Here is a 20,648-nt window from a genome sequence, read left to right on the forward strand (position 1 = left end):
CCGTTCGTCAGTAGCCGTTGGTTAGGTACTGCTCGGCGTTGTCCTTGGTGACCACCGCGGAGAACGTCGTGATCTTCGCGGGCACATCGTGTTCGGCGAGGTCGCCGAGCGCCCGGCGCTGCCCGAGCAGCCGCGCGAGCGCGACCGCCGAGGACGCCATGGCCGGGCTGTAGAGCACGGTGGCCTGCAATGGCGAGTTGCCCGACTGGATCTCGCGCATGGCCTGGGCCGAGCCGCCCCCGCCGACCATCACGAACTCGCCGGATCGATCGGCCTGCTTGATCGCGGCCAGCACCCCGATGCCCTGATCGTCGTCGTGGTTCCACATGGCGTCGATCTTCTTCGTCGCCTGCAGCATCTGACTCGCGACCTGCTGGCCGCCCGCGGCGGTGAAGTCGGTGGATTGCCGTGCGGTGACCCGGAATCCGGCCGCGGCGAGGGCGTCGTGGAAGCCGCGGCTGCGCTCCTGGGTCAGCTGGAGGTTGTCGATGCCGGCGACCTCGACGATCACCGGATCGGTGCGGCCCGCGTCCTTCATCTTGCGGATGATGAAATTGCCCGCGTTGACGCCCATTCCGTAGTTGTCGCCGCCGATCCAGGTCCGGTAGGCCAGCGCCGAGGCGAACACCCGATCCAGGTTGATCACCGGAATGCCCGCCGCCATCGCGTTTTTGGCGATCTCGGTGAGCGCGTTGCCGTCGAACGGCAGGATCACCAGCACGTCGGCCTTCTGGTTGATCATCGTCTGCACCTGCTCGATCTGGCGGCTGACGTCGTTGGTGCCCTCGGTGACGTCGAGCGTGAGATCGCTGAACTTCTCGGCCTGGGCGCGCGCGTTGCGGGTGATCGCCGCGGTCCAGCCGTGGTCGGCGGCGGGCGCCGAGAACGCCACGCGCACACGGGTTCCGGCGGCGGAGTTGTCGCCGGTACCGCCCGCCACCTGAGTGGCGGACTTGGTGTCGTTGGACGTGCACGCCGCGGCGAGCGCGCCCGCGCCCGCGGCGAGGCCGGACAGCAGGATGCCGCGGCGGGGGACGGAGACGGTGGTACTCATGGGGTTCCTCGGTTCGTGCGGATCAGGTGAGGGTTGGCACCGCGCGTGCGCGGCCGAAGCGCTGGAACAGCAGGACGGCGACGATGATCGCGCCCTTGCCGATGGCCTGGATGGGCTGTTCGAGGTTGTTGAGGATGAACAGATCCTCGATCACGGTGAACACGAGCACCCCGAGGATCGAGCCGGTGATCGTGCCGAAGCCGCCGCTGAGCAGCGTGCCGCCGATGACCACCGCGGCGATCGCGTCCAGCTCGTAGAGCTGGCCGTTGGTGCTGGTGCCGGTGGTGGTCTGCGCGGTGAGCATGATGGCGGCGATGCCGCAGCACAGCCCGGAGACCGCGTAGAGCAGCAGGGTGTGGCGGCGCACGTCGATGCCGGCGAGCCGCGCCGCCTCCGGGTTGCCGCCCACGGCCGCGCTGCGCCGCCCGAAGGTGGTGCGCTCCAGCACGATCCAGCCGACCGCCACCACGACGAGGAACAGGTAGACGAGCAGGGGAATGCCGAGCAGCCGGTCCTGGGCGAGGGCGAGCAGATCGGTGGTGACGAGCTGGGACTGGCGCCCGGAGATCTGCTCGGCCAGCCCGCGCGCGGCCACCATGGTGGCGAGGGTGACGATGAACGGCACCAACCGGCCGTAGGCGATGAGCGCGCCGTTCAGCAACCCGCAGCCCAGGCCGACGAGCAGCGCGCTGAACACCATCCCGGCCACGCCGTAGGACTGCGTCGCGGTCGTGGTGCACCACACCGAGGCCAGCGCGATGATCGCGCCGACCGACAGGTCGATGCCGCCGCCGATGATCACGAACGTCATCCCGACGGTCACCACGCCGATCACCGACGCCAGCGTCAGGATGGTGATCATGTTGCCGGTGCTGAGGAAGTCCTGGCCCTTGGTGAACGCCCCGACGAGCAGCAGCACGAGCAGCGCGACGATCAGCGTCGCGTGTTTGCGTAGCTCGCCGCGGCCGGTTCTGCGCTTCGACAGCGGTTGCGCCACAGACGTTTTCGCGTCGGTGCGGGCTGTGGGCGTGCTGCGGGTCCGATCGATCACAGCGCACTTCCTTCCATGATCATCGCGATGATGCCTGCCTCGGCGAGCTCGGCCGAGCGTGCCTCGTGGATGATCTCGCCGTCGCGCAGCACGAGCACCCGGTCGGCCAGCCCGAGCAGCTCGGGTAGCTCGCTGGAGACCATCAGCACCGCGACGCCCCGCTCGGCGAGGCCGCGGACCTGCGCGTACACATCGGCGCGCGCCCCGACGTCGACGCCGCGGGTCGGTTCGTCCAGCAGCAGCACCCGGCAGTCGTCCAGCAGCCAGCGGGCCAGCACCGCCTTCTGCTGATTGCCGCCCGACAGTCCGCGCACGGGATGGTCGGGGTCGGCGGGGCGCAGGCCGACGCGGGCGAGCACGCCGCCGGTGTCGGTGCGCTCCGCGCGGCGGTCGAACCAGCCGAACCGGGAGTAGCGCGGCAGCGAGGCCGCGGAGATGTTGCGGCCCACCGATTCCAGCAGGAACAACCCCTGCGATTTGCGCTCCTCCGGCGCCAGCCCGAGTCCGGCGGCGACGGCGGCGGTGGTGCTGCCCGGCCGCACGCGGCGGCCGTCCACCAGCACCTGCCCCGCCGACGGCCGCCGCGCGCCGTAGATCGTCTCCAGGATCTCCGAGCGGCCCGCGCCGACCAGCCCGGCGAGGCCGACGATCTCGCCCGCGCGCACCGTGAACGAGACGTCCCGAAATCGTTCCGCCAGCGCGAGTCCGGTCACCCGCAGCACCTCGGCCCGCTGCTCCACGCGCGGGTTGTCCTGTGCGAGAACCGCTTCGGCGGCATCGCCGGTCATGAGCGAGACGACCTCGGCCGTGCCGGTGGTGCGGGCGGGCAGCCCGGCGGCGACGGTCCGTCCGTCCTTCAGCACGGTGATCCGATCGCCGATGGTGCGGATCTCGTCGAGGCGATGCGAGATGTACACCACCGCAACGCCTTCCGCGCGCAGCTGATCGATGATGCGGAACAGGTTGCCCACCTCGTCGTTGCCGAGCGCCGCCGACGGCTCGTCCATCACGATGAGGCGCGCGTCGTAGGACAGCGCCCGCGCCATGCTCACCACCTGCTTGGCGGCGGCGGGCAGCGTGCCGACCAGCGTGTCGGGCCGCAGCTCCGCGTGGCCGAGACGGTCGAGCAGGGCGGTCGCGGCGCGCGCGGTCGACGCGCGGCGGGTGAATCCGGCGCGGGCGCGTTCGTGGCCGAGGAAGATGTTCTCGGCGATGTCGAGGCCGTCGCAGAGGTCGAGTTCCTGGTAGATCGTGGCGATGCCGAGCCGGGTGGCCGCGGCGGGGCCGGACAGCCGCACCGGTTCGCCGAGCCAGGTCAGCTCGCCCGAATCCGGTTGGTGCGCACCGGCCAGCACCTTGATCAGCGTGGACTTGCCCGCGCCGTTCTGCCCCAGCAGGCAGTGCACCTCGCCGGCGCGCACCTCGAGGTCGACGTGGTCGAGCGCGCGCATGCCGGGGAAGTCCTTGACGATGCCTCGCATGGTCAGCACGGTGTTCATGGCCGAACTCCTCGCCGGGTCGTCAGGCGACGCTGAAGACGTGATCGCTGATCAGACGCGCCGCGCCGATCACCCCGCCCAGCCCGCCCAGCTCGGAGAGCACGATGGGCAGGTTGCCGGTGGCCAGCGGCGAGGATCGGCGATAGACCACGCTGCGGATCTCCGCGAGCAGCGGGTGCCCGAACCCGGTGAGCCCGCCCGCGATCACCACCAGTCCGGGGTTGAAGAAGCTGACCAATCCGGCCAGCGCCGTCCCGAGATGGCCGCCCGCCTCGCGAATCATGTTCACCGCCAAGGGATCTCCCGCCGCGGCGGCGTCGGCCAGGTCGGTGGCCGTCAGCGTGCCCGCGGCGGCGAGGCGCTCGGTGAGGAACGGGGAGCGGCTCGCGTGCGCGAGCGCCTCCCTGGCCAGCGCGGCCCCGCCCGCGTAGGCCTCGAGGCAGCCGCTGTTGCCGCAGGCACAGACCGGTCCGTCGTCGGTGATCCGCAGATGTCCGATGTCGCCCGCGCTGCCGGAGACGCCGCGATAGATCTCGCCGTCCACGACGATGCCGCAGCCGATCCCGGTGCCCGCCTTGACAAGCAGGAAATCCGCGACGGAATGCGCTGAGCCCGCCTGCATTTCGCCCAGGGCCAGAATGTTCACGTCGTTGTCGACCAGCACCGGGCAGCCGAGTTCCTGCGCGACGGCCTCGCGCACGGGAAACCTGTGCCAGCCGGGCATGATCGGCGGTGCGACCGGCATGCCCTCGCGGAAGCTCACCGGACCCGGCACGCCGACGCCCGCCCCGTGCAGCCGCCCGGCCATGCGCTCGTCGCCGCGCAGCTTGCCGAGCAACTCCAGCGCCCGCTCCAGCACGGCGGCCGGGCCGTTGCGGATATCGCACGGCTCGCACAGCTGGCCGAGTACGTGCAGTTCCCCGTCGGTCACCGCGACGTCGATGGAGGTGGCGCCGATGTCGATGGCGGCGAAGCGCAGGCCCGAGGCCAGCGCGGCGATGGCCGAGCGCCGTCCGCCGCTGGACGCGGCCAGCCCGCCCGCCTCGACCAGGCCGAGCCCGGCGAGCCGATCGAGCTCCACCGCGAGCTTGGACCTGGACAGCTCCATGGGCTGGCCCAGCTCCGACCGCGACTGCGGGCCTCGGTCGCGCAGCAGCCGCAGAAGCCTTGCCTGGTGGGCGTTTTCGGGTCGAGGCGCGATCCGCATCGCATGCTTCTTTCTGTCGAGCTGAAAAGATTGAACCGCACTTTGTCGCGCCTTGTCGACGCTTTTGAGTTTTTCGAGCGTAGTTTGTTCTCTAGCAGGACAAAGTTGGGTAGCATCGCAGCAGGGAGTGAAGCCGGATAGGGGAGGATTACCGGATGCCCACGGAAACGGAGCGCACGCGAAAGGTCGGGCGGCCGCCGCGTCTCTCGCAGGAGTCCATCATCGCCGCCGCCGACCGGGTGCTGCGGGCCGAGGGGGCGGAGAGCCTGTCGATGCGCAGGCTGGCGAAGGAGCTGGGCAGCACGCCGATGGCGCTGTACCACCACGTGCGCGACAAGGACGAACTGCTGCTGCTCCTGCTCGAGTCGTACGCGCGGTACATGCCGCGCCGGGAGTACCCCGACGATCCGCGCGAGCGCCTGCTCGAGGCCGCGTGCTCGCTCTACGAGGGGTTGGCCGAGCGACTGTGGATCATCGAGGTGCTGGCCTCCGATCCGCTCGTCGTGCCCTCGGCCATGGGGATGGTCGAGGACATCGTCGCGGCGGCCGTCGCGTACGGCTGCACCACCGACGAGGCGGTCGACGTGTACCGCGCCGTCTGGTACTTCATCGTGGGTGACCTGATCATCCGGGCGAACCGCAATCGCCGCTCGCGCCTGGGGGTTTCGCACGCCTCGGACGACGGCGTCGGTCAGCTCGACCCGGCCCGGCTGCCCACCCTCGTCGCCGTCGGCGACCGGTGGGCCGAGCTCACCCACCGCGATATCCATCGCAAGGCGCTGGACGCGATGCTCGAGGGTCTCCTGCCGAAGCGGTGAGCGCTCACCCCGCCGGTCGCGTCATCACCGGGCCGGGAAGCGGATGATGTGGTCGTCGCCGGGGCGGACGTCGCCGCGGCCGTCGGTGTTGGAGGTGGTGAGCCACAGGGCGCCGTCGGGCGCCACCTGCGCGGTGCGCAGCCTGCCATAGCGGTCGCGCAGCTGCGCCTCGGGCCTGCCGAGCGTGCCGTCGGCGCGCTGCGGGATCGTCCACAGTCGCTCGCCGCGCAGCGCCGCGACGTACAGGGTGTTCGCGGTGATCGCGAGGCCGGAGGGCGACGCCTCGCTGGTGGCCCAGGTGACCAGCGGGTTGGTGTAGCGACCGCCCTGGGTGTCGCCCTTGCCCTCGACGACCGGCCAGCCGTAGTTGCGTTTCGGCTGGATCAGGTTGATCTCGTCGTAGGTGTCCTGGCCGAACTCGGTCGCGTACAGCCTGCCCGTCGCGTCCCACGCCAGGCCCTGCACATTGCGGTGGCCGAGGGTGTAGACGGGTGAGTTCGGCGTCGGATTGCCCGGCGCGGGTTTGCCGTCGGGGTCGAGCCGCAGGATCTTGCCGTTGGGGCTCGCCGGATCCTGCGCCCGGCTCGACTGTCCCGCATCGCCGGTGCCGACATAGAGCATGCCGTCGGGGCCGAACGCGATGCGTCCGCCGTTGTGGATAGTGGCCTTGGCGATGCCTTGGAAGATCACCTCCGGCTGCCCGTCGAGGCGGAAGCGCACGATGCGGTTGTCGCTGCCTGCGGTGAAATAGGCGTAGACGTAACCGTTTTCGACGTACTTCGGCGACACCGCGAGGCCGAGGAGTCCGCCCTCGCCCCGGGCCACCACCCCCGGCACCCGATAGACCTGCACGGGCGCGGTGCCGGGCGCCACCCGCGAGATCGCGCCCGTGCCGCGCTGGGCGACCAGCGCGGACCCGTCGGGCAGGAACGCGAGTCCCCACGGGACGCTGATGTCGCGCGCCACCTCCTGCGGGGAGTTGAGATCCGGCGGCCCCGCCACGGCGGCCTGCTGCGCGAGGGTACTCGGCGCGGCGGCGAAAACCGTTGCCGCCAAAGCGATCATGGCGGCACCGGCGAGACGCGCCGCACTCCGGACTGTCGAGGTCATACCCAAGTAGAACCCCGCGTGGACGGTCATTTCGACTGGCGAGCGTCTGGGGACGCGCGGTCGAGATCATGGTCCCCAGACGACTGGGGAATCGGCTGTCGCTATGTCCGTCCGAACTGGACGTGTGACCATTAAGCCCGTTGTCGGTTACCGGAGCGGAGATGGCGATGCGCGGAATCATGCGGTGGGCGGCGGTGCGGGGGAGGCGGACGATCGGGGCCGCCGTGGTCGCGGTCGCGGCGGCGGCGCTGGTCGCGGTGCCCGTTCCCGCGGTGGCCGCCCCGATCGGGCCGTCGCTCAGTCGAATTCAAGCCGAGGGCGGCTATCTCGTCGACGCGCTCGGTCGCCGGGTGCTGCTGCACGGGGTCAACAATGTCGACAAGCAGGCGCCGTATATCGAACCCGGCGACGGATTCACGGTGACCGAGGCCGACGCCGCTCTGCTGGCGCGGCACGGGTTCAACACCGTCCGGCTGGGCGTGAGTTTCGACGGGCTGATGCCCACCCGCGGCACGGTCGATACCGCATACCTCGACCGCGTCGCCTCGGTGATCGATACGCTTGCGGCACAAGGCATTTACACCTTGCTCGACAATCATCAGGACGGATTGTCGAAGATCTGGGGCGGCAACGGTTTCCCGGAGTGGTCGCTGCGATCACGCCCCGCCCCATGGGAACCCAACCCGGGGTTCCCGCTGTACTACCTGATGCCCAGCATGAACCGCGGCTGGGATGAGGTGTGGGACAACAGCAATGGCGTGCTCGACTACCTCGGCCAGGCGCTGGCGGCGCTGGCCGCGAAGGTGAACGGGCGCGCGGGCGTGCTGGGGGTGGAGCTGATGAACGAGCCGTGGCCGGGCTCGGCGTTCCACACCTGCTTCCCGAACGGCTGCCCCGGCTTCGACGCGAAATATCAAGCGGCCATGCAAAAATTGACCGACGCGGTGCGCGCCCGCAACGCCGCCCTTCCGGTCTTCTGGGAGCCGAACGTGACGTGGAACGAGACCATGCCGACCAATCTCGGCAAGAATCCGCCGATCACCTCGCCCGATATCGTCTTCGCGCCGCACGACTACTGCATCCCGAGCCAGCTGGCGATCTATCTCGGCCTGCCCGAACAGCTGCGCGGACTGTGCCCGGTGCAGCAGGACAAGACCTGGGGCAATGTCGACGCGTTCACCCGGCGCACCGGAATCCCCACGCTGGTAACGGAGTTCGGCGACGGCGACACCACGGTGCTGCGCAATACGCTGGTGCGCGCCGACGAACGATTCATCGGCTGGCAGTACTGGCATTACGCGTCGAGTTTCGGCCCCGGCGGCGCGAGACCGGATCCGTTCCTCGGCGACCTCGGCCGCGACCTGGTGCGCACGTATCCGCAGGCCACCGCGGGCACCCCGGGGCGGCTCGTATTCGACACGGCCACGGGCGATTTCACCTACACGTACACCCCGCGCGCGGCGTCCGCCCCGACCGAGATCTACGTCTCCGACGTGCACTACCCGCGAGGTTACGAGGTCCGGGTCGAGGGCGGCGCCGTCACTTCGGCCCCCGGCGCGCGGGTGGTCACGGTGGCGGCCGTCGGCTCCGCGGCCGTCACGGTGACCATCCGCGGAGTCGCACCGGCTCGTTAGTCCCGCGGCGAGCACAGCGTTGGGCGAGGAACTCGTCGTCGTTGACGAATCCTGTCGCGGGACCGGTGTTCAGCGGCTGTCGCTCAGCGCGTACCGCCGGCTTTCTCGATCAAAGGAATGTCACTCGGTTGACACCGAATTCGAGGCACAGGCCTGTATCGACATCGTCGGGCAAGCTCGCGCCCAACTCTGTGCATAGTGGAACCCCCGTAAGCGATCGGTAGATCAGCAGCAAAAACCTTACCATCCGGAATATAAGGCCCGCAATGGAAATGCTGCCGTGGAGCGCCCATACTTTCCGGGGGATTCGGCCCGATTCCGACCGTACTGCCTCGAAAGGCCGAGCGGCGCAGGGTCGTTCGCCCGGAGGGAAAGCCGGCCGGTGGCGCGCGGTCGGTTCGGTACCGTGGTTACTGTGCGGTCGACGTCGTCGCGCACGGGTGGGTGCGGCCGCGCTCGGTCGCCGGAAGAAGTGAGGGTGGTATGGCCGATATCGAAACTCAGGTCGCGATCGAGACGGTCGGCGAGGACTTCTTCGACGACCCGCAGGTGTACTACCGGCGCTGGCGCGAACGCGGTCCCGTGCTGAAGGTGAAGTTTCCGCGCGGTGCCGCGCAGTGGGTCGTCATCGGGTACGCGGAGGGGCGGGCGCTGCTCGCCGATCCCCGGCTGACCAAGGACTTCGCCACGATCATCGAGATCTTCCAGAAGAATCACCCGCAGGCGCAGGACGATTCGGCGGCGTTCGCCCTCGGCGGCCACATGCTCAACACCGATCCGCCCGCGCACACCCGGCTGCGCAAGATGGTCAACAAGGCCTTCACCACCCGCCGGGTGGCGGCGCTGCGGCCGCGCATCGAGGAGATCACCGCCGGGCTCCTCGACCGGATGGCCGAGCACGACGAGGTGGATCTGCTCGAGGCCTTCGCGATACCGCTGCCGGTCACCGTGATCTGCGAACTCCTCGGCGTGCCCTTCGCCGATCGGGAGGACTTCCAGCGGTGGACGAAGGTGATGGTCGGGATCCCCGGCGACCTCGCGGAGCGCGCACGCTGCTCGGCCGAGATGTCGGAGTATCTGACCGCCCTGGTGCGGGCCAAGGCGGCCGAGCCCGGCGACGACCTGCTGTCGGGCCTCACCCACGCCCGCGAGGACGGGGACCGGCTCACCGAGTACGAACTGATCTCCATGGCGTTCCTGCTGCTGATCGCGGGGCACGAGACCACCGTGAACCTCATCGCCAACGGCACGCACGCGTTGCTGCACAACGACTCTCAGCTGCGCGCCCTGCGGGCGGACCCGTCGGGCGTGCCCGCCGCCGTCGAGGAGTTCCTGCGCTTCGGCAGCCCCGTCGACTGGGCCACCCTGCGCGTCACCGCCGAACCCGTGCGGGTCGGCGACGTCGAGATCCCCGCGGACGAGTTCGTCTACGTCGCGCTCGCCGCCGCGAATCGCGACCCCGCCCGCTACCACGACCCCGACCGGCTCGACCTGGCCGGCGACCCCGCCGGGCACCTGGCCTTCGGCCACGGCATCCACTTCTGTGTCGGCGCCCCGCTGGCCCGGCTCGAGGGGGAGATCGCGTTCACCGGGCTGCTGCGCCGCTTCCCGGAGCTACGCATGGCGCCGCGGACCGAACCGCTGAAGTGGCAGCCCAGCCTGCTCATTCGCGGCCTGGTCGAGTTGCCGGTGCGGTTGCGCGGCTGAGGCTCACGGCGGCGTGATGGCCAGGTACACGCTGCTCCACAGTTGTGCCGCATTGGATTCGGTCACGTCGCCCTCGCTGGCGCCGAACGGGGCGATGCGGTAGCCGCCGTTCTCGAACCGCCAGCTCCACAGCTCCGAGCTGGCCATCGACTGGGCGGCGTCGATCACCTGCCACAGCGCTTTCCGCGCGGCGACGAGCCGATCCCGCACGGGCGCGGGAAGATCGGTGCGGTCCAGTTGCCGGTGCAGGCCGCTCGCGAGCGCGGCCTGCACCCAGGACCAGACAACCGTGCCGTGGTAGTCGTGAGTGGTGAAGCGCGCCTGGAGATTCGGGTCGGCGAAGACCGGGTTGGCGACCACCATGCCCGCGCCGGTGCGCAGCCCGAGGGGGAACGGGCGGAACAGCGTGCTCACCTGCTTGTCGAGAATCTCCGGCGGGGGCGTGCCGAACAACAGGTCGAAGGTGTCGTCGGACTGCATGATCGGTATCGGCGTGCCGCCGGCGTCGAGCGCGACGCCCGGAAACGTGATCGGACCCTCGACCGCGGCCAGCGCGTCGGTCGCGGGCACGCCGATCCGCGCCGCGTAGGAACCGATTGCGGCCCTTGCTTGTTCGGCGTCGCGGGTGACCGTGAACAAGCGCGGCGCCTCCGCGCGCCAGGTCTTCGCCGCGGCGGCCGCGAAGGACAACTCCATTCGATCGTCTTGGCTCAGGAAGGGATCGAGCACCCCGTGGTCGAGCAGGCGGGCCGTCGCCTCGAGGGCGGCAGGCGCGAGAATCGCGTTCACGTCGTAGGGGTAGCGGCCGCCGCCGAGGCCGATGCCGCTGTCGCGCCACTGGCCCGAGTCGCGGCCCTCCTGTAAGGCGATCAGGTTCTGGTAGCGGGGGTCGCGGGCGAAGGCCGCCGTGGTCGTGGCGACCAGGCGCAGATTACGGACCAGCGCCTGCCCGAGCGTGGTGGCGGAGTTGTCCAGCGCGGCGGCGAGATAGGCGGGCGCGCGTTCGGCGCCCGCCGGATCGTCGAGCAGGTGCGCGGCGACAACCGGTGCCAGCACATAGTTTTCGTCGATCATGTTGTAGTCGTAGATCGGCGCGGCATCGAGCGATCCCTGCTTGCGCTGCCGGGTGAGGATGGCGAACTCCGACAGCGACTCCTCGTGCGCGACCTGCCCCGCCGGACCGAGTCGCGCCAGCACCGAACGGATGCCCGCCTCGATCGCCTCGGGGGCCAGCACCGGCTTCAGCAGCATCATCGAGATCAGCGTGTCGCGGCCGAAGTAGGTGTCGAAGCGCCAGGAGCCGGCGAGGAACTTCTCCCGGTAGCTGAGGAAGGTGAGGGTGTTCTTCGCGCCCGCCAGGTCTCGCTCGTGGCCGTTGAACAGGTCCGCGCCCGACAGTGGCGTCAGCGGGGTGTCGCCGGTCGCCGCCGTGACGCGCAGCGTGATGCGGCCGTCCGCGCCCGCGGTGACGGCTCCGCCCGGGGCCACCGCGCCGTCGAGGACCTCGAGGCCGAGGTGGTAGCCGGGCGCGCCGTCGAGCCGGTCGCGCGCCCACGTCACCGTGTGCTGCGAGGTTTCCGGGGCGACGACGAGTTCGGCGGGCACGAGCGCGTACTGGTCGTAGTCGCGCAGGACGCGGACGTTGGAGAGCACGGCCTGCTTGGGCGCCAGCTCCGGCGTGGCGATGGAGGCCTCGAACTCGATGCCGTGCAGGGTGCGGCCATGAGAATCGTTGAACGCCTTGGCTTTCGGTGGTGCGTCGAGACGCCAGTCCGCCGCGTCCGTCAGCGGCCCGAACCACACACCGGTGCCGCTGTTCCCGGCGGGGAAGGCCACCACGATGCGCGGATTGCGCCCGGAGCGCAGCAGCAGGTGCGCCGCGGTCTCGCCGTCGCGGATCAGGTAGTTCTGATTCAGCCCCTCGGTGACCGCGAAATGGAAGGCCGTGTCGGTGTGCCGGTCTGCGCATCCGGTGGCCAGCAGCAGCACCAGCACGACGCAGACGGCCGCGCGTCGCAGGAGGGAGCCGCCGCGCCGTCCGATCCCTTGAACCGCCTCGCCGTGGTACATGACCGAGCCCTTCCGCCCGTGCTCCCGAGACCCGGAAGCACCCTTCCGACCACGCCGAGCCCGCACAGCACTCGGCTGGGACCGCTTCGATTATCGCCGATCCTGGCGCCCCCGTGGCAGCGCGCGCCGAATCCCCGCACCCTCTCTCAGGATCCGCACCCTCTCTAGGTGTCTAGAGTCGGTGCGGATCCGTAGAAAGAGTGCGGGGTTGGGTGTGCGGGTTAAGTCCCGGCCTTGGCGGGGACGGGTGGGGCGGGCACGGCGTCGGGGGCGGGGCGACGGGCTGTCAGTGCTACTACGGTGACCGCGGCGATCAGGCTGGTGACGGCCAGTATCGCGGTGACGCGGCCGGTGGCGTCGCCGACCTCGCGTGGCAGGTCGAGGTCGACGTGCCCGAAGACGACCGTGGCCAGTGCGGCTCCGATGGCGCCGCCCAGGTTGTGGAACGTCCACGAGGCGCCGACCGCGAAGCCGGAGCGGGTCGGCGGCACGGTCGAAATAGCGAGCACCGTCGCGGGACCGAGCACCAGCGCCCAACCCCCGCCGAACAGCACGAGCGCGACCAACAGGATCGGCAACCGATCGCCGAACGCGGCCAGCGAGATTCCGGCCCCGGCGAGGGCCAGGGACCCGAACCCGAACGGCAGCAACGATTGTGGGCCGAAACGGTCGATGAACCGGCCCGCCACGGGGGACGAGAGCGCGAGCGTCCCGCTGACGAGCAGCAGCACGAACCCGGCCGCCCGCACGTCGAGGTCCCGGCCCTGGGTGAGGTAGGTCGGGATCACCAGCAGCGCGGCGGCGTAGAACAGCCCGAGCGAGAAGTCCGACACGATCGCCGCGACGAACCGGCGATTGCCGAACAGCGCCGGATCGATCAGCGGGTTCGCCGCCCGCCGCTCCGCGACGATCCCCACCGCCACGGCGGCCACGAGGACCACCGCGGCGATCAGCACCCACGGCGACAACCAGCCGCGCAGATCGCCCCCGACGAAGATGCCCACGGCCGAGACCACGGCGAACGCGACGACGATCTGCCCGGCCCAGTCGGTCCCGCCGGAGGTGTCCGGCGCCACGCTCGGCACCGCGAAGCCGATGGCGAGCAGGGCCGCCAGGCCGAGCGGAATGTTGATCCAGAAGATCGACTGCCAGCCGAGGCTCGGCACCAGCAGCCCGCCGAGCACCGGGCCGATGGCGAGCCCGAGGCCGTTCACCGAGTACAGCCAGCCGATCGCCTTTCCCCGATCACCTTGCGGGAACAGCGATTCCACCAGGGTGGAGGTGCTCGTGTAGAGCACGGCACAGGCCGCGCCCTGCACGAAGCGGGCGACCAGCAGCGCGCCGATCGTCCACGACGCGGCCGCGCCGGCAGACGCGACGACGAACAGCGCGAGCCCGGCCAGCAGGACTTTCCGGCGGCCGAGACGGTCGGCGACCCGCCCCGCCGTGACCATGAACATCGACAGCGCCATCAGGAACACGCCCAGCGTCAGCTCGGTGTTCGACGGACCAGCGCGCAGATCCTCGCCGATCGCGGGCAGCGCCGTGGTGACGATCGTCAGATCGATGCAGCCGAGAAACGAGGCCACCGCCAGCCCGGCGAACCCGGCAACCCTTCGCCGCGTGGGGATCTCGACGGTCACTGCTCGTCTCCCGCGCCGCTGTGCAACGCGGACTTGCGCTTCTTGAACCGCAGCGGCAGCCACGCCACCCGATCCGGATGCTCCGGCTCGACGAACAGTTCCCGCGTGCGCCCCATCGCGGCCGAGATCCGCTGCGGGTAGATGACGTAGTCGAACCCCTCGTGCGCCCACAGCGGCATGATGATCGGGCACTCCTCCAAAAGGTAAGCGCGGCAGGACTTCCGGACCGCCTCCTGGTCGACGTCCGGCTCGCGGGAGAGCCGCCGCTCGATGAACCGGTCGATGGTGCTGTCGATCGCGTGCCGATACGGCTCGTCGGTCTCGTAGGCGTGCTCGATCGCGTCGTACAGATCGCCGTAGCGCGGATGCGACAGCGCGAAGTCCCACCGGAGAATGTTTGTCGGGCAGTCGATCTGGTCCAGGTAGCCGATGTTGCGCGCGATCCACTGGTCCCCGGCGATGCGGGCGCGCGCGTGCCGGTCGACATCCGTTCCGCCGCTGAGGTTGTGGCGCTGCAGGGTGTCGGCGACGGCGATCGCGCAGCGGCCGAAGTTCGATCGATTGATCAGATCGATGGTGGCCGCGAGCTTCTCGCCCTCGTGGTAGTCCGCGCCGACGCTGACCAGCAGCACGGTGGAGCGCCCCTCGGTCGTGATGCCGTCCGAGCGCAGGTCGTAGGCGGCCTTGTGCGAGGCCGAGAGCAGGGTGGTCGTGGTGGTCGTCATCAGCTCCACACCTTCAGCGACTCGGCCGGGTCGCCGACCCCGATGAACAGTCCGATGGTGATGCGCGGCCGGTCCTGCGACGGCGCGACGGCGTGGACGCGGCGCGGATCGATGAAGATCGCGTCGCCGACCCGCGGCGTGATGACCAGCGCCGGCTCGCCGACGGCCGCGCGGTCGATGCCGTACACCCGCTCGCCCGACCGGTCCCGATACTCGCGCTCGTCGGGGTAGTCGTCCCAGATCTGCAACTCACCGCCGCGGTCGGGCACGTCGAGGTAGACGTTGACCGAGAGCTGCCGCACGATGCGAATCGCGAAGTCCGCGGGCAGGTTCCGGCTCACATTGTCGGTGTGCGGCTCCAGGTCGACCCCCGCCAGCTGATAGCGCGCGACCCCGGCGAAGAAGGCCTGTCCGTCGCGGCGCAGCAGACTCGCGCCCGACGGCCAGATCTCGTCGAGCAGCAGCCGCAGGTCGTCGGCGGGGTAGGCGTACGGCGCGGCGATCTCGCGCAGCCGCTCGATATTGTCGCGGGCCTCGGCGAAGTACCGCCCGCGCCCCGCCTCGGTGCTGGTCTCGGAGAACGCGTGACCGATGCGCCGGAACTGCGGATCGGTGGCCAGCGGACCGTGGTCCTGCCTGCCGACGAACGCCTTCCTGAGATGATCGAGCGCGTCGGGCCGGACGAATCCGGTCAGTCGAACCGCGTGGACATCGCCGTTCAGCAGCGCGGCGAGCGCCTCGTGGTCGAATTCCCTTCTGGTGGTGTCCAATACGCGGTTTCCGAGAGCTGGCGTGGCCGTAGTCATGTCGTTCCCCTCTGGTTGTCGCTCGATGGACCGGGCACAGACCCGGGCGCGAGAAGAGGGTTCGCGGATTCGGACATGGCGCTACCCCCATCTCTCGAGAGGGCTCCCACTGTCGACGGAGCCCGCGCTTGCCCGGGCCGCGTAACGCGGCTCGGCCTGGTCTTGACCCGGGGCACCCCGCCGCGGTTGGAGGGTTGCCGGCCAGCTAGCCGGGGACTTGACGCTGGCACTCTTGACCTGCACCAAGATTCGCCGACGCCGGAGGAGGTGTCACGCTTTAGAATCGCGCTGAGTTATGAATGGATCCACCTAGGGCACATCGGCGAAAATGCCGCCCGACATCAACTTCCGCGCAAACCCAGACCGCGCAGCTCCAGCGCCGCCAGCTCGCGCACCGTGTCGTCGTCGCCGCGCCGCCACGCGTCGACCACGTCCGCGTCGATCCGGTCCAGTCGGCGCAGCGGCTGGTTGGCCAGCGCGCACAGCGCGAGCAGGTCGCGTCCGCCGGGGACCGCGCGCAGGTCGCGTGCCGTGGCGGCCCGGCGGATCCAGCGGATGCGCAGCGGCAGCCAGACGAACAGCACCAGGCCGAGCGGGACGATCAGCAATCCGATGGCGAGGGCGGTGGCGAGGTCGTCGACGACCGCCTGCTGATCGCTACCGGCCTCCGCCAGCGAGTGCGCGGCGCGCGCGGCCCGCTCGAACGGCGAGGTCAGATCGTCGCCGACCACCGGAACCCGGCCGACCTTGCGGCCGGCGTCGCCGAGGCTGTCGGCCATGCCGTTGCCCGCCCCCTCTAGCTTCTGACCAGGCACGGCGAGCCTGCGCACCAGAGCGTGTACCCACAGCGCGGCGGTGACCGAGACGTACACCCAGGCCGCTACCAGGAGATCCGTGACCAATTGACGGGCGGCGACGGTGGCCCGATCCGCGTACATCCGCACGCGTTCAGAATCCTCGGTTCGCTGAGTGAAAACAGGGCTTTCGTGTTCCACCGCGCGGGCGCAGGCTGAATCCGTCTACCCGCCCGACCGTGAGGAGTGCCTGTGCGACAGCTCGTTTCGCTGGAGGAAGCGCTCGACGCCGTCGCCGAGCTCGCGCCGATCGCGCGCCAGTACGGCCAGAAGGCCGAGGACGCGCGCGATCTGCCCGCCGAGGTGGTCGACGCCATCATGGCTGCGGGACTGTGGGGGATATTCGCCCCCGCCGAGGTCGGCGGGGGTGGTCTCATCGGCGCCGACGAAACCTTCGAGATCGTCCGGGCGCTCGCCTACGCGGACACGAGCACGGCCTGGAGCCTGTTCATCTGCGCCACCTCCCCGGCGGTGCTGGCATCCAAGCTGCCCGCCGACGGCATCGCCGAGGTCTTCGCGGACGGCATCGGGCCCATGTCCCTGTGCTTCACCCCGGCGGGCCGCAGCGCGCCTGCCGAGGGCGGGCTGCGGGTGAGCGGCCGGTGGCCGTTCGCGAGCGGCATCGGCTACGCGGGGTGGGTCGTGGCGAACACCGTCCTGCTCGGCGCGGACGGCGCACCCGAGCTCGGCCCGGACGGGCAGCCCGAACTCGTCTCGGTGGCCGTGCGCACCGACGAGGTGACCGTCATCGACGACTGGCACGTCGCGGGGCTGCGCGGCACGGGCTCGATGAGCTTCACGATGGACGACGTGTTCGTCCCCGCGCGGCGCACCTTCCCGTTCTTCGCGCCGAGTCGCCTCGCGGACACCAAGTATCGAATTCCGTTGTTCAGCTTGGTCGCGCCGGGATTCGCCGGTGTCGCGATCGGCACGGCCGAACGCGCGCTCGACGAGGTTCGCGCGGTGCTGCCGGGCCGGGCCGGTCCGCCGAAACATCAACCGGCGTCACAGGATCCGGTGATCCAGCGCACGGTCGGGCACGCACAGGCGGCGATCCGCGGCGCGCGCGAGTCGACGCGCGCGGTCTTCGACTCCTACGTCGAACGGCGGCTGCGCGGCGAGGACCTGCATCGCATGCCGATCGCCGACCGGTGCGAGCTGCATCAGCACGTGGTGTGGGCCGCGCAGACCTGCCGCGACGCGGTCGACGAGCTGTTCCGCGTCGCGGGCGCGAGCGCGATCTACGAGTCCAGCCCTATCCAGCGGATCTGGCGCGACAGCACCGTGCTCAATCAGCACCTGTATCTGCGCGACACCCACCACGAGAGCGCGGGCAGGCTCGCGCTCGGCCTCGACGCCGCGAATCCGACGATCTGAGTACGGGTTTCAGAGCGTGCCCTGCCGAGCGGAGCGCCACAGGTCGACCTTGCCGTCGTCCGCGAGCAGCGCGTCGATGTCGGCGAGCTCGTCGTCGCGCAGCTCCAGGTTGCCGAGCGTCGCGACGTTCTGCTCGAGCTGGTCGGTGGTGGACGCGCCGATGACCAGCGAGGTCACCCGTTCGTCGCGCAGCGCCCAGGCGAGGGCCAGTTGCGCCAGCGTCTGACCGCGCTTGTCCGCGATCGCGTCCAGCTTGCGCAGCCGCTCGAGCATGGCCGGCGTCAGCAACTCGTTCTGAAACGACTTGTCCTGCGCGGCACGCGATTCCGGCGGAATGCCGTCGAGGTACTTCGCGGTGAGCAACCCCTGCGCGAGCGCGGTGAACCCGATGACGCCGAAGCCCTCCTCGGCGGCGGCGTCGAGCAGCCCCTCGGTCTCTATCCAGCGGTTGAGCATCGAATACGACGGCTGGTGGATCAGCAGCGGCGTGCCGAGCTCGCGCAGCAGCCGCGCCATCGTGATCGAATCCCGCGCGGTGTAGGACGAGATGCCGACGTAGAGCGCTTTTCCTTGGCGCACAGCGGTATTCAGCGCCGCGGCGGTCTCCTCGAGCGGCGTCGTCGGGTCGTAGCGGTGCGAGTAGAAGATGTCGACGTAGTCGAGGCCGAGCCGCGACAGCGACTGGTCGAGCGAGGCGAGGACGTACTTGCGCGAGCCGCCGCCCTGCCCGTACGGGCCGGGCCACATGTCCCAGCCAGCCTTGGTGGAGATGATCAGCTCGTCGCGGTGGGCCGCGAGTTCCTCGCGCAGGATGCGCCCGGCGTTGATCTCCGCCGACCCGTACGGCGGGCCGTAGTTGTTCGCCAGGTCGAAGTGGGTGATGCCGAGATCGAAGGCGCGCAGGGCGATCTCGCGCTGGACGAGGTAGGGGCGGTCGTCGCCGAAGTTGTGCCAGAAGCCCAGGGACAGCAGCGGCAGGTCGAGACCCGAGCGGCCCGAGCGGCGATAGCGCATCGTGCCGTCGTACCTGGTCGGTTCGGGGACATAGGTCATGCGGACCTCCTCGTCGTCTGGTTCATGGTGCGGGAAAGGATCGCGTCAGGTGGCGCGGGGGAGGAGCAGGTCCTCCACCAGAGTGTCCACCAGGGCGCGGGGGATGCTCGATCCCGTGAGGGCGCGGTAGACGAGCGGGCCGAGGAGGGCGTCGAGCACGGCGTCGAGGTCGAGCCGCGGCGCGATCTCGCCGGATTCCACTGCGCGAGCGAGCATCTCGCGTTCCCGCGCGCGGCGCGGGCCGAGGTAGCGCTCGTGCAGGCTCGCGGCCGTGTCGGGGTGGTGCTGGGCGTGCGCGATCAGCGCGAGCAGGACCTGGCCCGCCGGGTCTCGGGTGAGGAAGCGCGCGAAGGCGCGCAGATAGCCGCGCACGGTGTCCGCGGTCGCGCCGGACTCGGGTACGGGCAAGGTCTTCTCGCTGTCCGCGATGAGCGTGTCCAGGAGGATCTCCACCTTCGACGGCCACCAGCGATAGATCGTCTGCTTGGCGACGCCGGCCCGCCGCGCGATCGCCTCGACGGTCAGCCCGCCGAAGCCGTGCTCGACGAGCAGATCGTCCGCGGCGTGCAGCACGGCCAGCCGGGCGGCCTCGTCGCGCCGGGGACCGGAGCGCGGCCGGTTGGGCGGGGTGCTCGTGGCGGGCATGGGGACACCATACCCATCGCCGACCGCCCTGGGTTACTCTAGACGCGACGTCTAGTCTAGTTAATGTTCTCGCATCTCATAGGAGTGAATGTGTCCGCTACACCTGATCGCCGAGCCCTCGTCGTCGGCGCCTCCCGCGGGCTCGGGCTCGTTCTCGTCGACGAACTCGCCCGCCGCGGCTGGCAGGTCATCGCCACGACCCGGCGGCCCGGCGGGGAGTTGCAGGAAGCCGCCGACGCCTCGAACGGCCTGCTCACGATCGAATCGCTGGAGATGACCAGCACCGAACAGCTGACCGCGCTCGCCGAGCGCCTGGCCGGCACGCGGCTCGAGCTGCTGTTCGTCAACGCCGCGATCGACCGCGGCGACCTGCCCATCGACCAGGTCCCGACCGAGATGTTCACCGAGGTGATGACCACCAACGCGCTGAGCCCGCTGCGGGCCGTCGAGGCGCTGCGCGGACTGGTCGCGCCCGGCGGCACCGTGGCCATCATGTCGTCGGAGCAGGGCAGCGTCTCGCGCAACACCGAGGACGGCTACGAGCTCTACAAGGCGAGCAAGGCCGCGCTGAACCAGCTGATGCGCAGCTACGCCACCCGCCGCGGCGACGACGGCCACACCAAGCTGCTCATCGACCCGGGCCACAACCGCACCGAGCTCGGCGGCCCCGACGCGCCGCTCGACCCGCGCGAGAGCATCCCGGCGGTCGTCGACGTCCTCGAGGCGCAGGCGGGCGCGCCCGGTCTGCGATTCCTGGACCGGCACGGAAATACCGTCCCGTGGTGACCTGAGCGGCACGACGAACCGGACAGCGCCCATTTCCGTCGGGAATGGGCGCTTTCGTTTCCCCAACCAGTTCCCCAGTTATTCCTCAGTCGAGTTGGCTGTCCGAATGTGGTTCCTTGGTTAGGAATTCGATCGACCGGTGCGCGGCACCCGGCGCCCGGATCGAATTCGCGAACCACTCGAGGAGCTCCGTCATGCCCTTGTTACGACGCATGTTCGCAATCATGCTCGGCGCGTTCGTCATTGCCGCCCTGACGGTCGCCGTCGGCTCGGCCGCGCCGCGGACCGAGGAGCGCGAGGTGTTCTCGCCCGACGGCACCATCAGCCGCGTGGTCACGCCCGTGCCGGACGCGAGCCCGGCGCCGCGCTCGGCGGTGCGGGCCGACGTCGTGACCATCCAGCAAACGGGGCCGTCGAGCCAGCGTTTCGATCTCGTGTTCGTCGGCGACGGATACACGTCGAGCCAATTGGGCACCTATAAACAGCACGCGATCAATCGATGGAACGAGATCACTCAGGTCGAGCCGTTCAAGTCATATAAGAATTCGTTCAATGTCTGGGCGGTCAACGTGATCTCCCAGGAATCCGGGGTGGACAACGATCCGCGCG

General features: G+C 70.0%; 18 protein-coding genes and 1 riboswitch. Of the genes, 6 read left to right on the forward strand and 12 right to left on the reverse strand.

Annotated elements, in window-relative coordinates; all coding sequences use genetic code 11:
- Positions 1–7 precede the first annotated feature (7 nt).
- Genes ON39_RS37635 through ON39_RS37650 form a run of 4 tightly spaced genes read right to left on the reverse strand, consistent with a single transcriptional unit; the run spans position 8 to position 4,811 of the window.
- Positions 8–1,054 (reverse strand): substrate-binding domain-containing protein, encoded by a 1,047-nt coding sequence (locus ON39_RS37635; RefSeq protein ID WP_040741319.1) that lies wholly within the window; start codon positions 1,052–1,054, stop codon positions 8–10.
- 22 nt (positions 1,055–1,076) lie between these two features.
- A complete protein-coding gene (locus ON39_RS37640) occupies positions 1,077–2,105 on the reverse strand; it encodes an ABC transporter permease (protein WP_051187607.1) in 1,029 nt (342 codons plus the stop codon).
- A complete protein-coding gene (locus tag ON39_RS37645; protein WP_040741321.1) occupies positions 2,102–3,604 on the reverse strand; it encodes a sugar ABC transporter ATP-binding protein in 1,503 nt (500 codons plus the stop codon). Before ON39_RS37645 ends, ON39_RS37640 begins: the two co-directional genes overlap by 4 nt.
- 22 nt (positions 3,605–3,626) lie before the next feature.
- Positions 3,627–4,811, reverse strand: coding sequence for an ROK family protein (locus ON39_RS37650; protein ID WP_040741323.1), 1,185 nt, complete (start codon positions 4,809–4,811; stop codon positions 3,627–3,629).
- 155 nt (positions 4,812–4,966) lie between these two features.
- On the opposite strand from ON39_RS37650, the gene ON39_RS37655 reads away from it, so the two are divergent.
- Complete coding sequence (locus tag ON39_RS37655; RefSeq protein ID WP_040741325.1) at positions 4,967–5,629, forward strand: TetR/AcrR family transcriptional regulator; 663 nt, start codon at positions 4,967–4,969, stop codon at positions 5,627–5,629.
- A 24-nt stretch (positions 5,630–5,653) separates the two neighbouring features.
- Here the strand turns inward: ON39_RS37655 and ON39_RS37660 are convergent, their stop codons facing one another.
- Positions 5,654–6,694, reverse strand: a complete 1,041-nt coding sequence (locus ON39_RS37660) for a PQQ-dependent sugar dehydrogenase (protein WP_246002665.1) — start codon at positions 6,692–6,694, stop codon at positions 5,654–5,656.
- A 212-nt stretch (positions 6,695–6,906) separates the two neighbouring features.
- Between ON39_RS37660 and ON39_RS37665 the strand changes: the two genes are divergently transcribed.
- Both ON39_RS37665 and ON39_RS37670 read left to right on the forward strand, forming a co-directional pair.
- A complete protein-coding gene (locus ON39_RS37665; protein WP_246002663.1) occupies positions 6,907–8,373 on the forward strand; it encodes an endoglycoceramidase I in 1,467 nt (488 codons plus the stop codon).
- Between the two features lie 483 nt (positions 8,374–8,856).
- Entirely contained in the window at positions 8,857–10,080 is a 1,224-nt protein-coding gene (locus tag ON39_RS37670) for a cytochrome P450 family protein (protein ID WP_040741326.1), read from the forward strand.
- Between the two features lie 3 nt (positions 10,081–10,083).
- Here ON39_RS37670 and ON39_RS37675 read toward each other — a convergent pair whose 3' ends face one another.
- The 5 genes from ON39_RS37675 to ON39_RS37695 all read right to left on the reverse strand — a co-directional run bounded on the left by ON39_RS37675 (position 10,084) and on the right by ON39_RS37695 (position 16,262).
- Positions 10,084–12,150 carry a glucosidase family protein gene (locus tag ON39_RS37675; RefSeq protein ID WP_051187609.1) on the reverse strand — a complete coding sequence of 689 codons (2,067 nt, stop codon included), beginning with the start codon at positions 12,148–12,150 and terminating at the stop codon, positions 10,084–10,086.
- Positions 12,151–12,371: 221 nt separating this feature from the next.
- Positions 12,372–13,793, reverse strand: coding sequence for an MFS transporter (locus ON39_RS37680; protein ID WP_040741327.1), 1,422 nt, complete (start codon positions 13,791–13,793; stop codon positions 12,372–12,374).
- Positions 13,790–14,518, reverse strand: a complete 729-nt coding sequence (locus ON39_RS37685; RefSeq protein WP_040741344.1) for a tRNA-dependent cyclodipeptide synthase — start codon at positions 14,516–14,518, stop codon at positions 13,790–13,792. The genes ON39_RS37680 and ON39_RS37685 overlap by 4 nt, the downstream gene beginning before the upstream one ends.
- Positions 14,518–15,324 (reverse strand): 2OG-Fe(II) oxygenase, encoded by an 807-nt coding sequence (locus tag ON39_RS37690; protein ID WP_040741329.1) that lies wholly within the window; start codon positions 15,322–15,324, stop codon positions 14,518–14,520. The genes ON39_RS37685 and ON39_RS37690 overlap by 1 nt, the downstream gene beginning before the upstream one ends.
- A gap of 119 nt (positions 15,325–15,443) precedes the next feature.
- Positions 15,444–15,562: riboswitch (SAM riboswitch) on the reverse strand.
- A gap of 103 nt (positions 15,563–15,665) precedes the next feature.
- A complete protein-coding gene (locus ON39_RS37695) occupies positions 15,666–16,262 on the reverse strand; it encodes a hypothetical protein (protein WP_246002732.1) in 597 nt (198 codons plus the stop codon).
- A gap of 108 nt (positions 16,263–16,370) precedes the next feature.
- On the opposite strand from ON39_RS37695, the gene ON39_RS37700 reads away from it, so the two are divergent.
- Positions 16,371–17,555: an acyl-CoA dehydrogenase family protein gene (locus tag ON39_RS37700; RefSeq protein WP_040741332.1), complete on the forward strand. Its 1,185-nt coding sequence runs from the start codon at positions 16,371–16,373 to the stop codon at positions 17,553–17,555.
- Positions 17,556–17,564: 9 nt separating this feature from the next.
- Here ON39_RS37700 and mgrA read toward each other — a convergent pair whose 3' ends face one another.
- Positions 17,565–18,608: an L-glyceraldehyde 3-phosphate reductase gene (gene mgrA, locus ON39_RS37705; RefSeq protein ID WP_040741334.1), complete on the reverse strand. Its 1,044-nt coding sequence runs from the start codon at positions 18,606–18,608 to the stop codon at positions 17,565–17,567.
- Positions 18,609–18,653: 45 nt separating this feature from the next.
- Complete coding sequence (locus ON39_RS37710; RefSeq protein WP_040741335.1) at positions 18,654–19,253, reverse strand: TetR/AcrR family transcriptional regulator; 600 nt, start codon at positions 19,251–19,253, stop codon at positions 18,654–18,656.
- Positions 19,254–19,343: 90 nt separating this feature from the next.
- Here ON39_RS37710 and ON39_RS37715 point away from each other — a divergent pair, with 90 nt between their 5' ends.
- The gene (locus tag ON39_RS37715; RefSeq protein ID WP_040741345.1) at positions 19,344–20,039 is read left to right on the forward strand and encodes an SDR family NAD(P)-dependent oxidoreductase; all 696 of its coding nucleotides are present in this window, start codon (positions 19,344–19,346) and stop codon (positions 20,037–20,039) included.
- A 194-nt stretch (positions 20,040–20,233) separates the two neighbouring features.
- On the forward strand, positions 20,234–20,648 hold a 415-nt coding region (locus tag ON39_RS37720), incomplete at its 3' end, for a M64 family metallopeptidase (protein WP_218006197.1).

It is taken from the genome of Nocardia tenerifensis NBRC 101015 (assembly GCF_000308715.1).
Lineage (GTDB): Bacteria > Actinomycetota > Actinomycetes > Mycobacteriales > Mycobacteriaceae > Nocardia > Nocardia tenerifensis.